Below are 11,783 nucleotides of genomic sequence, written 5' to 3'. Positions count from 1 at the left end.
TGACTTATGGCAATGTAGCTTAGAAATGGTACTCGGCGCGTACCATCGGCGTCTTCGCCGTCTGGCCCTGGTTGCCGGTGGTGGCCGCCGAGTTGCCGAACTTGTTCTTCCAGTACTGGTACTCGACGCCGACGCGGAAAGTGTTCTTGGCATTGCCCATTGCCGCGCCCACGTCGAACATCACCTGCATGTCGATATTCGTTTCCGCCGCCGTGTCACGCCCCACTTCATCCTTGCCTTTGGAATCGATCAGGTTGAAAAAACCTTCGAACGAGAACAGCGGCGACAGCGGAATGCCCCAGGCGCCGGCCAGCATGGCGTGCGTTTTATAGGTGTAGCGGCCGGTCACCAGCGAGATCGGCGGGAAGGCGCCGCTGGGGGCATTGCTTTCGCGCAGCAGCAGCAAGCTGGTGTTGAAGAAGCCGGGCACGTCCCACATCAGGGTCGGGCCGGCCACCAGCATGCGCTTGCGCGAGTTGTAGCCGACGTCGTTCTTGGTGTTGACGTCGAAGCCCAGCGTCACGCCCACGCCGCGCACGGGGCCGAATTTGATGTCGCTGCCGCGCACTTTGCCCAGATCGATGGTGTTGCGATAGACCAGATAAGCTTCCTGCGCGCCGGAAGTCTTGCCCAGGGCGCCAGGGTCCTTGCTGTCGGACATCAGGAAGTCGAGGTTGACGAAATTGCTGCCGTATTTGTAGCCGCTGGCATGGGTGATGGCAAAGATGTTTTTTTTGATGTCATCGGGGTTGAACGGCTCGCGATAATCATTGCCGGCGCGCCAGCTCAGCGCCGTGTCGCTCCAGTCGGCGGCGTGGGCGGTGGGGCCCAGTGCGAAGGTGGCGGCGAGGCACAGGCATGGCAACAGATACGATCTAAGTTTGGACAATTTTGACTCCTGGTAGCGATGTTGAAAAATGGTCGTAATACGGTAAAGCGGGTGGCTGGCTGCACAAGGCATGCGATAGGGCGCAATGTCGGCAATATGCGCTCCGTTCAATCCATGATGCGAGAAGCGCCATCTGCGGCGATATGTGTTATCGAGATAATGATTATTGGTTCCTGCATATAATCATCGCATCAACGCGGCGCTCCCGGGCGCGGGGCTCTAGTACCGGGGGCGATATTTTTTCAAAAACGCAGACTGGTGTTGTTTTTTTGTGGAAACGTCAAGTTCCCCCCGTAAAGCTGTCCACATCAAGCGCGCAGATGCCGATACGATAGATGGCAATGGCGGCATCGCGATGCGATGCGCCTGCCATCCGATCAACGTCAGGCAAGCGCCTGCAGCAGGCAGAAAACACAGATGACGGCACGTTTGGAACTCATCAATATCAGCAAGCGCTACCCGTCCGTGGTGGCCAACGACGGTATACACCTGACCGTCGAACCAGGCCAGATCCACGCCGTGCTCGGTGAAAACGGCGCCGGCAAATCAACCCTGATGAAAATCATTTACGGCGCCGTGAAACCCGATGGTGGCCAGATGGCATGGAATGGCCGCGAGGTCGAGATCGCCAACCCGTCGGCCGCCCGCGCACTGGGCATCGCCATGGTGTTCCAGCATTTTTCGCTGTTCGATACGCTCACGGTCGCGGAAAACATCGCGCTCGGCTTGCCTGCCAATACCGACCTGGCGGAACTGGCACTGCGCATCGAGGAAACCGCGCGCGCATATGGGTTGGACCTGGAACCGCAGCGCCACGTGCATACCTTGTCGGTCGGCGAATGCCAGCGGGTGGAAATCGTGCGCGCGCTGCTGGCCAAACCGCAGTTGCTGATTCTCGACGAACCGACTTCCGTGCTGACGCCGGCGGCGGTCGAAAAACTGTTCGACACCCTGCGCCTGCTGGCCGCGCAAGGCTGCAGCATTCTGTACATCAGCCACAAGCTCGATGAAATCCGCGCGCTGTGCCATACCTGCACGGTGGTGCGCGCTGGCAAGAACGTCGGCCTCTGCGATCCGTCGCAGGAGACCTCGGCCAGCCTGTCGCGCATGATGATAGGTGCCGAGCCACCGGCCTTCACGCGCCGGGCCAGTGCTCCGGGTGCGGCCATGCTGAGCGTGAAGAAGTTGAATTTGCCCAAAAGCCACCCATTCGCCACCGAGCTGCGCGACATCGGTTTCGAGGTGCGCGCCGGCGAGATCGTCGGCATCGCCGGCGTGTCCGGCAATGGCCAGCAGGAGTTATTGGCAGCGCTGTCGGGCGAGGACATGCGTGCGCTGCCGACCGCCATCCGCCTTGGCGATGTGCCGGCCGGCCGCCTGCCGCCGGGCAAGCGCCGTGAGCTCGGTTTCGGTTTCGTGCCGGAAGAGCGGCTGGGCCGCGGCGCCGTGCCCGACATGTCGCTGGCCGACAATATTTTGCTGAGCCTGCAGACGCCGGCCACCATCCGCCATGGCTTCTTGCGGCGCAATGCCATCGTGCAGCGGGCGACGGAGATTATCGCGCGTTTCCAGGTGAAAGCGGGCGGGCCGCAGGCGCTGGCGCGCAGCCTGTCAGGCGGCAACTTGCAGAAATACATCGTCGGACGCGAAGTGCTGCGCCAGCCCACGGTGCTGGTGGTAGCGCAGCCGACCTGGGGCGTCGACGTGGGCGCCGCCGCGCAAATTCGCGCCGAATTGCTGGCGCTGCGCGACGCCGGCTGTGCTGTTTTGGTGGTCTCCGAGGAGCTGGACGAATTGTTTGAAATCAGTGACCGTTTATTGGTAATGGCGAAAGGGAAATTGTCGCCGTCGCTGGCAGTCAAGGACGCCAGCGTGACCCTGGTAGGGGAATGGATGAGCGGCCTGTGGCCGCAGGCCGAGGAGGCGGCGCATGGTTAAGCTGGCTTTTTGCCTGGAAGCTCGGCCGGCGCCGTCGCGGCTGATGTCGTGGCTGTCGCCGGTGCTGGCGGTGCTGCTGACCGTCATCAGCGGCGCGCTGCTGTTCATGGCGCTCGGCAAGGATCCGCTGGCGGGCCTGGCGGTGTTTTTTGTCGAACCGCTGCGCGACCTGCATGGCTGGTCGGAGCTCGGCATCAAGGTCGCGCCGCTGCTGTTGATTGCGGTCGGCCTGGCGATGTGCTTTCGCGCCAATGTCTACAATATCGGCGCCGAAGGACAGCTGACCCTGGGCGCCATCTGTGGCGGCGCGGCCGCGCTGTATCTCGATATGGGCGACGCTGGCAATGGCGCCGGCATGATTGCCATTTCCCTGCTGGCCGGCATGGCTGGCGGCATGGCGTGGGCCGCTCTGACGGCCTGGTTGCGCGACCGCTACAACGCCAGCGAAATCCTGGTGTCGCTGATGCTGGTGTATATCGCGCAATTGCTGCTCAGCTACCTGGTGTATGGCGTGCTGCGCGACCCGGAAGGCTTCAACTTTCCACAATCGAAGTTATTGTCCGACGGCTTGCTGCTGCCGGCCATCATGATGGACATGCGCTTGCATATCGGCATCGTGTTCGCCTTGCTGGCCTCGCTGGGCGGCTGGCTGTTCCTGTCGAAAAGCATCTTGGGTTTTCGCCTGCGGGTGGGTGGCATGGCGCCGGCCGCAGCGCGCTATGCGGGCTTTTCTTCGCGCAAGGCACTGTGGTCGTCAATGCTGATCTGCGGCGCGTTGTCTGGCCTGGCCGGCGTGTGTGAAGTGCTGGGGCCGATGGGGCAGCTGACGCCGACCGTCTCGCCCGGTTACGGCTTTGCCGCCATTATCGTCGCCTTTGTCGGCCGCCTGCATCCGGTAGGCGTGATTTTTTCCAGCTTTGTCATGGCCCTGTTCTATATCGGCGGCGAACTGGCGCAATCGCGCCTGGGCCTGCCCAGTGCGATCACCGGCGTCTTCCAGGGCATCTTGCTGTTTGCCTTGCTGGCCTGTGACGTGCTGATTCAATACAAACTGCGCTGGAGGAAATAATGGACAACCTGGCTCTCACCCTGGCGCCCTTGCTTGCCGCCAGCATCAATGCCGGCACGCCGCTGATGCTGGCCGCGCTCGGCTTGCTGGTCAATGAAAAAGCGGGCGTCGTCAACCTGGGTGCCGAAGGCATGATGCTGGTGTCGGCGATTACCGGCTTTGCCGTGGCTGTCAATACGGGTAGCACCAGCCTGGGTTTCCTGGCCGGTGCGATCGCCAGCATGGTGCTGTCGGGCTTTTTCGCCTGGCTGACGGTGTGGCTCGGCACCAATCAGTATGCGACGGGGCTGGCCCTGTCGCTGTTCGGCGCCGGTGCCTCGACTTATATCGGCCTGAACTACGTGGCCCACAGCCTGCAGAACGGCCGCTTCGGCATTCCCCTCCTGGAAGATATTCCTTTCCTGGGGCCGGCCCTGTTTCGCCAGCATCCAATGGTGTACCTGTCGCTGCTGCTGTGCGCGGCCATCGCCTGGTTTTTGTACCGCACGCGCGCCGGCCTGGTGCTGCGCGCGGTGGGCGAGTCGCCGGCCTCGGCCCATGCGCTTGGTTATCCGGTGCGCCGCATCCGCCTGGCGGCCGTGCTGTTCGGCGGCGCCTGCTGCGGCCTGGCCGGCGCCTTTTTGTCGCTGGTGTATACGCCGCTGTGGGTCGAAGGCATGGTGGCCGGGCGCGGCTGGATCGCGCTGGCGCTGACCACCTTTGCCACCTGGCGCCCGGCGCGCGTGGTCGGTGGCGCCTACCTGTTTGGCGGCATTACGATTTTGACCTTCCATGCGCAGGCGATCGGCGTGCCGGTAGCGTCGCAGCTGCTGTCGATGCTGCCCTACCTGGCGGCCATCGTGGTGCTGGTGCTCATTTCCAGCAATGCCAACTATATCAAGCTCAATATGCCTGCATCACTGGGCAAGAATTTCAATCCCGGAAATTAATCACTCACCACAAGGAAACCCATGTCCATCATGTTCCGAAAAATGTTGCGTGCCGCACTGAGCGGTGTCGTACTGATGCCGGCCGTTGCCATGGCCGCTGCCGCGCCTGCTGCGGCTCCGCTGAACGTCGGCTTCGTGTATATCAGCCCCATCGGCGACGCCGGCTGGACCACCCAGCACGACCAGGCGCGCAAGGAAATGGAAAAGGCGCTGGGCAGCAAGATCACCACCAGATATGTGGAAAACGTGCCCGAAAGCGCCGATGCGGAACGGGTCATCCGCGATCTGGCGCAAACCGGCAGCAAGCTGGTCATCACTACCTCGTTCGGCTACATGAATCCGACCTTGAAAGTGGCCAAGCAGTTTCCGAACGTCAAATTCATCCATCTGACCGGTTACAAGACTGCCGTCAACGTGGCCAATGCCAATGCGCGCTTCTATGAAGGGCGCTACCTGGCCGGCGTGCTGGCGGCGAAAATGAGCAAGTCGCATGTGGCCGGCTACGTGGCGGCGTTTCCGATTCCGGAAGTGTTGCAGGGCGTGAACGCATTCACGCGCGGCATGCGCAGCGTCGATCCGAAAGCGGAAGTCAAGGTGGTCTGGGTGAACAGCTGGTTCGATCCGGGCAAGGAGCGCGACGCCGCCATCACCCTGATCGGCCAGGGCGCCGACGTGATCACGCATCACACGGACTCGACCGCCGTGGTGCAGGCTGCCGAAGAGAAGGGCAAGTATGCGATCGCCTACCATTCCGACATGAAGAAATACGGTCCGAAAGCGCAGCTGGCCGCCGTCACCCACCACTGGGGCGCGTACTACACGAAACAGGCACAGGCCGTGCTCGACGGCAGCTGGAAGACCAGCAGCACCTGGGGCGGCATCAAGGACGGCATGGTCAAGCTCGAAGGCATCAACACCAGCGTGCCGGCCGACGTGAAGCAATTCGTGGCTGCGCGCGAGAAAGAACTGGTGGCCGGCACGCTCAATCCATTCACCGGGCCGATCAAGGATAACGACGGCAAGGTACGCCTGGAGAAGGGCGTGCTGGACGATGCTGCCTTGTCGAAGATGGATTATTTTGTCGAGGGCGTGGCTGGAAAGGTTTCCGGCAAGTAACACAAACTTGATGTAGTATTGCCGGTACGATCCACGCAGCAGAGCCCGCAGGGCCGTACCGGAGACATACATGGACAGACTCGAAGTATTCAAGATCATTGCGCAGCAGGCCGCCAAGGGCGAACTGACCTTTCCCGCCAACGTCAAGGCGACCCTCAAGCTGCAAAAGGCGCTGGACGACCCCGATTCCCATATTGAAACGGCGGCCCATATGGTGATGGCCGAGCCGCTGCTGTCGGCGCGCGTGGTGGCGCTGGCCAATTCTGCCGCCTACAACCGTTCCGGCAATGAAATTGCGAATGTGCGCGCGGCCGTGTCACGGCTGGGTTTTGCCACCCTGAGATCGATGGTGGCTTCCGTCATCGTGCGCCAGTTGGGCAGCCAGATTACCGATCCGCAATTGCGCGCCAAGGCGGCGAAACTGTGGGAGCACACGGCCCATGTGGCTGCGTTGAGCCAGGTGATGGCCAAGAAGGTCACCCATGTCGACCCGGAAACGGCCATGTTTGCCGCCATCGTGCATGAAGTGGGCGGTTTTTATCTGCTGTCGCGCGCCGAAGAGTATCCGGGCCTGCTGGACAACAATACCGAAGACTGGCTCGAATACGGCGAAAAGCTGATCGGCCGCGGCGTGCTGCGCCAGCTTGAAGTGCCGGACCAGGTACTGCAGGCAGTGGAAGGCTTGTGGCATGGCGGCGGCCCATTCCCGCCGCGTACCCTGGGCGCCACCCTGGTACTGGCCAACGACCTCGCACCCGTCGCTTCGCCCCTGCATCCGCCGGAAGAAGCCGAGCGGCGCCGCACCGCTGCCATGATCGATTTCGGCATCGGCGGCTCGACCCTGCACACCATCCTTGCCGAATCGGCTGAAGAGATCGAATCGCTGGCTGCTGCTTTGCTGGTGTAAATTTTTCCCTGTATTACATGCAATCGCCGGCGCGGCTATCCGCCGCCCGGTTTTTTTTCGTCCTCTATCCGAAGGATCTCATGCAGAAACTGTTTTCATCGCTGGCCGCCACCAGCCTCGCTGCCAGCCTGGCGCTGGCGCTTCCGGTTCAGGCTGCCAGCAACTTGCCTGTCGTGCAGGAAGCGCCACTGCGCGCCCACCTGGCCTTCCTGTCCGATGACTTGCTCGAAGGCCGGGGTACCGGCCAGCGCGGCGCCGACCTGACGGTGGCTTACCTGGAAAGCCAGGCACGGCTGATCGGTCTGCAGCCGCTACGTGGCAACAGTTTTCGCCAGAGCGTGCAGATTGCCGGCGTGAAGTCGCAGCCTGAAAACAGTTCGCTGCAGGTCGTGGCCAGCGATGGCAAGGCCGTGCCGCTGGCGTTTGGCCCGGACTGGGTGTGGGCCACGGGTGACTCGGTGCCGGCACACGCCTTTGACGCGCCGCTGGTGTTCGCCGGCTATGGCGTGACGGCGCCGGAAGAGGGCTGGAACGATTTCAAGGGTGTGGACGTGAAAGGTAAGATCATCGTGGTGATGGTCAACGACCCGCAACCGACCGAGGCCGAAGCAAACCGTTTTGCCGGCAAGGCGCTGACGTATTATGGCCGCTGGACCTACAAGTTCGAGGAAGCCAAGCGCCAGGGCGCCGCCGGCGTCTTGCTGATTCATACCAAGCCGTCGGCGTCTTACGACTGGAGCGTGGTGCAGAGCAGCTGGAGCGGCAGCGAGCGTTTTCAATTGGCTGACCGCACCGCAGGCACGCCCTTGCAAGGGTGGATCACGGACGATGCGGCGCGCCGGCTGTTTGCGGCCGGCGGCCAGGACCTCGATGCACTGCGCGCGAAAGCGGAAAGCAAGGACTTCCGGGTCGTCGCCCTGAACCTTAAATTGACGGGTGAAATGAAGTCCGGCGTGCGCAAGGTGGAGCAATTTAATATCGCCGGCATGGTGCCGGGCACGGATGCAAAGCTCAAGCACGAGGCCGTGATCTACAGCGGCCACTGGGATCACCTGGGCAAGCAGGGCAAGGATGACGAAAAAGCTGGCGACACCATCTACAACGGCGCCGTCGACAATGCCTCGGGCACGGCGGGCCTGCTGGCGATGGCGCAGGAAGCGGTCAAAAAACCGGCAAAGCGCACGCAGATTTTCCTGTGGGTGGCGGCCGAAGAGCAGGGTTTGCTGGGCAGCGCCGCGTATGCGGCCGACCCCTTGTGGCCCTTGAACAAGACGGCCGCCGCGCTGAACCTGGACAGCCTCAATTTTGTCGGCGCCACGCGCGACATGGGCGCCCAAGGGAGCGAGCGCACGGAACTGGGTGCGATCGCCGCCACGGTGGCAAAAGCCATGGGCTTGCAGATCGCGGCGGCACGGCCCGACCTGGCCGGTGGTTATTTCCGCAGCGACCATTTCAGCTTTGCCAAGGCCGGTGTGCCGGCGTTTTCCATCAATGGCGGGCGCGACTACATCAAGGACCCCGGAGCATCGAAAGCCAAGGCTGCCGCGTATGGCCCGCGCTATCATCAGGTGACCGATGAATACGACGGCAGCTGGGACTTGTCGGGCATGACGCAGCAGGCGCAGTTCACGCTGAACCTGGGGCAGGCGGTGGCAAACGCAGCAAAGATGCCGGCATGGAAGGCGGGCGACGCGTTTGGCAAGGTGCGCGAGGCGGCTGCAAAATAATTGCTGCGCTTTTTTTCCTGCCGACCGGGCATGAAAATCATATCAAAAAAATCCCGGCGGTCCTTGATGGACGGTCGGGAAAGGGGTAAGGCCAGGGAATATACGGGAAAGTGCGGTTACGGCCGTGCTGCCAGCTGCGCATGCACTTGCGCCGTGATTTCATACGAGCGCAAGCGGTGCTGGTGCTCGAAAATCTGCGAGGTGATCATCAGTTCATCGGCACCGGTTTCGGCGATAAAGGCCGCCATTTTGGCTTTTACCGTCTCGGGCGAGCCGATTGCGGTGCATGACAAGACCGAGTCGAGCATGGCGCGTTCCTGTGGCCCCAGTTGTTCCAGGTAGCCTGGCACGGGTGGCTGCAGGCGCGACGGACGGCCCGTGCGCAGATTCACAAAAGCCTGCTGCATCGAGGTGGCGCGCACATGCGCTTCGGCGTCGGTGTCGGCGGCGAACACGTTATAGCCGAGCATCACATACGGCTTGGCCAGCTGCTTCGACGGCTTGAAATGCTCGCGGTAATAGGCCACCGCCTGCATCATCATTTGCGGTGCGAAATGCGAGGCAAACGCATACGGCAAGCCCAGGTGGGCCGCCAGTTGCGCACCGAACAGGCTCGAACCGAGGATCCAGACCGGCACTTTGGCGCCCTTGCCGGGCACGGCCAGTACACGCTGGCGCGGCTCGTCCGACATGTAATCGATCAATTCCAGCACATCCTGCGGGAACTGGTCGGCATCGGACTGCAGGTCACGGCGCAGCGCGCGCGCCGTGGTCTGGTCGGAGCCGGGCGCGCGACCCAGGCCCAGGTCGATGCGGCCCGGGTGCAGCGCTTCGAGGGTGCCGAACTGTTCGGCGATCACCAGCGGAGAGTGATTCGGCAGCATCACGCCGCCGGCGCCGACGCGGATGGTTTTGGTGCCGGCTGCTACATGGGCGATTACCACCGCCGTGGCGGCGCTGGCGATGCCGGGCATGCCGTGGTGTTCTGCCAGCCAGTAACGGTTGTAGCCCCAGCGCTCGCCATGCTGGGCGAGATCCAGGGTGTTCTGGAAAGAAATGGAAGCGTTGCTGCCTTCGGCGATCGGCGCCAGGTCGAGTATGGAAAATGGGATCATGAAAGAGATATCGGGTCAGGTTGGGAAATCACAATGGATGATTTGTCTATCCCCTGATGGCAGCAGGGTTGTGGCAAATATCAGCAATCAGCAGGCAACCATCATAAGACGATTCTGTTTTTGGCGTACGGTGACCACATCGTCGCCTGCCGGTTCCTTGAAAGTTGGTATGGCTTGATGTGGCTCAAACCTTGATGGACCGGTCTTGTTGTCGTGGAACCAAGGCCGTGTTCGCCGCCTCAAACCATCATGCACAATCTCCATGACACCTATACTGCGTCAACAGGCAATGGCGCTGCGCCCTGGGACTTCGCTTACCCGCGGCCGCAACTGGTGCGTGCACAATGGCAATCACTGAACGGACCCTGGCGTTTCACGTTCGACAATGAGCGGCGCTACCGCCTGCCCAGTGACGTGATTGCCTGGATACACGACATCATCGTGCCGTTTCCACCCGAATCGCAGGCCAGCGGCATCGGCGACCGCGGTTTTCACCGCACTTGCTGGTACCAGCGCGAATTCCTGCTGCAGCCGGGCGGGCCATGCGTGCTGCTGCATTTCGGCGCCGTCGACTACCAGGCCACGGTGTGGCTGAACGGCCATGTGGTGGCCAGGCATGAAGGCGGCCATACGCCATTCGTCGCCAATATCAGCGATGTGCTGCTGGCCGAGGGGCCACAAGTGCTGACCCTGCTGGTCGAGGACGATCCGCACGACCTGGCCAAGCCGCGCGGCAAGCAGGACTGGCAGCTGGAACCGCACTCGATCTGGTATCCGCGCACCACCGGCATCTGGCAAAGCGTGTGGATCGAGCGCGTGGCAGCGACCTATATCGGCAAGCTGCGCTGGACCCCGGTATTCGAAGGCTACGAGATCGGCTGCGAGATCTTTGCCGCCGGCGACAGCTGCACCGACCTGACGGTAGGCGTGCGCATCTGGCATGGCAGCAACCTGCTGGCCGATGACCAGTACAAGCTGATCGAACACGAAGCGAGCCGCAAGATCGCCTTGTCCGACCCCGGCATCGACGACTCGCGCAATGAACTGCTGTGGAGTCCGGAACGCCCCATCCTGCTCGACGCCGAGGTAACCCTGCACCATGGCGACACCGTGCTCGACAGCATACAGTCGTACACGGCGCTGCGCTCGGTGGCGATCAACCGCGACCGCTTCATGCTCAACGGCCGCCCGTATCCGCTGCGCCTGGTGCTCGACCAGGGCTACTGGCCCGACACGCTGCTGACGGCGCCATCGGACGACGCCTTGCGGCGCGACGTGGAACTGGCCAAGGCACTCGGTTTCAACGGCGTGCGCAAGCACCAGAAGATCGAGGATCCGCGCTACCTGTACTGGGCTGACCGGCTCGGTTTGCTGGTATGGGAAGAAATGCCGTCCACTTACCGTTTTTCCACCAAGGCCATCACCCGCATGGTCAGCGAATGGACCGACGTCATCGAACGCGACTACAGCCACCCGTGCATTCTGGTCTGGGTGCCGTTCAATGAATCGTGGGGCGTACCCAACCTGACGTCTATCCAGGCCCACCGCAATGCCGTCGAAGCGCTGTACCACCTGACGCGCACCCTGGACTCGACGCGGCCCGTGATCGGCAACGACGGCTGGGAAGCGTCGGCCACCGACATCCTCGGCATCCATGACTATGACTGCGATCCGGAACGGTTGCAGGCGCGCTATGCGATATCCGAGGCGGGGCGCACGGCCCTGTTCGACCAGCGCCGCCCGGGCGGACGCATCCTGACGCTGGACGGTTTTCCGCACCGTGGCCAGCCCATCGTGCTGACCGAATTTGGCGGCATAGCCTTTGACATCGAGCAGCCCGACGAGTCCGCGACCTGGGGCTATGCGCGGGTCGGCAACGAGGCAGCTTTTCTCGACCTGTACCAGCGCCTGATGACGGTGGTCAACACGGCGCAGATGTTCAGCGGTTTTTGCTACACCCAATTCGCCGACACCTTCCAGGAGGCGAACGGCTTGCTGACGGCAGACCGAACGCCGAAGGCCGCGCTGGAATTGCTCAGCGCGGCCACCCGCAACATCCGTCTCAACTGAGCACTATCCCGGCCTGGCCTGGC

General features: G+C 62.4%; 9 protein-coding genes. 7 read left to right on the top strand and 2 right to left on the bottom strand.

What is annotated here, in order from left to right; translation table 11 throughout:
- Positions 1 to 19: 19 nt before the first annotated feature.
- The gene (locus ACQ4WM_RS11915; protein ID WP_436547037.1) at positions 20 to 832 is read right to left on the bottom strand and encodes an outer envelope protein; all 813 of its coding nucleotides are present in this window, start codon (positions 830 to 832) and stop codon (positions 20 to 22) included.
- Positions 833 to 1,306: 474 nt separating this feature from the next.
- Here ACQ4WM_RS11915 and ACQ4WM_RS11910 point away from each other — a divergent pair, with 474 nt between their 5' ends.
- The 6 genes from ACQ4WM_RS11910 to ACQ4WM_RS11885 all read left to right on the top strand — a co-directional run bounded on the left by ACQ4WM_RS11910 (position 1,307) and on the right by ACQ4WM_RS11885 (position 8,575).
- Complete coding sequence (locus tag ACQ4WM_RS11910) at positions 1,307 to 2,827, top strand: ABC transporter ATP-binding protein (RefSeq protein WP_436546880.1); 1,521 nt, start codon at positions 1,307 to 1,309, stop codon at positions 2,825 to 2,827.
- Positions 2,820 to 3,896 (top strand): ABC transporter permease, encoded by a 1,077-nt coding sequence (locus tag ACQ4WM_RS11905; RefSeq protein ID WP_436546879.1) that lies wholly within the window; start codon positions 2,820 to 2,822, stop codon positions 3,894 to 3,896. The genes ACQ4WM_RS11910 and ACQ4WM_RS11905 overlap by 8 nt, the downstream gene beginning before the upstream one ends.
- Positions 3,896 to 4,825, top strand: a complete 930-nt coding sequence (locus tag ACQ4WM_RS11900) for an ABC transporter permease (protein ID WP_436546878.1) — start codon at positions 3,896 to 3,898, stop codon at positions 4,823 to 4,825. Before ACQ4WM_RS11905 ends, ACQ4WM_RS11900 begins: the two co-directional genes overlap by 1 nt.
- Positions 4,826 to 4,855: 30 nt before the next feature.
- Entirely contained in the window at positions 4,856 to 5,941 is a 1,086-nt protein-coding gene (locus ACQ4WM_RS11895; protein ID WP_436547036.1) for a BMP family ABC transporter substrate-binding protein, read from the top strand.
- Between the two features lie 70 nt (positions 5,942 to 6,011).
- A complete protein-coding gene (locus tag ACQ4WM_RS11890) occupies positions 6,012 to 6,848 on the top strand; it encodes an HDOD domain-containing protein (RefSeq protein WP_436546877.1) in 837 nt (278 codons plus the stop codon).
- 80 nt (positions 6,849 to 6,928) lie between these two features.
- On the top strand, positions 6,929 to 8,575 hold the full coding sequence (locus tag ACQ4WM_RS11885) for a M28 family peptidase (protein WP_436546876.1): 1,647 nt from the start codon (positions 6,929 to 6,931) through the stop codon (positions 8,573 to 8,575).
- 116 nt (positions 8,576 to 8,691) lie between these two features.
- Here the strand turns inward: ACQ4WM_RS11885 and ACQ4WM_RS11880 are convergent, their stop codons facing one another.
- On the bottom strand, positions 8,692 to 9,690 hold the full coding sequence (locus ACQ4WM_RS11880; RefSeq protein WP_436546875.1) for an LLM class flavin-dependent oxidoreductase: 999 nt from the start codon (positions 9,688 to 9,690) through the stop codon (positions 8,692 to 8,694).
- A gap of 249 nt (positions 9,691 to 9,939) precedes the next feature.
- Between ACQ4WM_RS11880 and ACQ4WM_RS11875 the strand changes: the two genes are divergently transcribed.
- Positions 9,940 to 11,760: a glycoside hydrolase family 2 protein gene (locus ACQ4WM_RS11875; RefSeq protein WP_436546874.1), complete on the top strand. Its 1,821-nt coding sequence runs from the start codon at positions 9,940 to 9,942 to the stop codon at positions 11,758 to 11,760.
- The last annotated feature ends 23 nt before the right edge of the window (positions 11,761 to 11,783 follow it).

This window comes from Janthinobacterium longum, from assembly GCF_051380735.1.
In the GTDB taxonomy this organism is placed as follows: domain Bacteria; phylum Pseudomonadota; class Gammaproteobacteria; order Burkholderiales; family Burkholderiaceae_D; genus Janthinobacterium.
The sequence above is the reverse complement of the archived record's forward strand: the minus strand, read 5'-3'. Positions and strand labels throughout refer to the sequence as shown.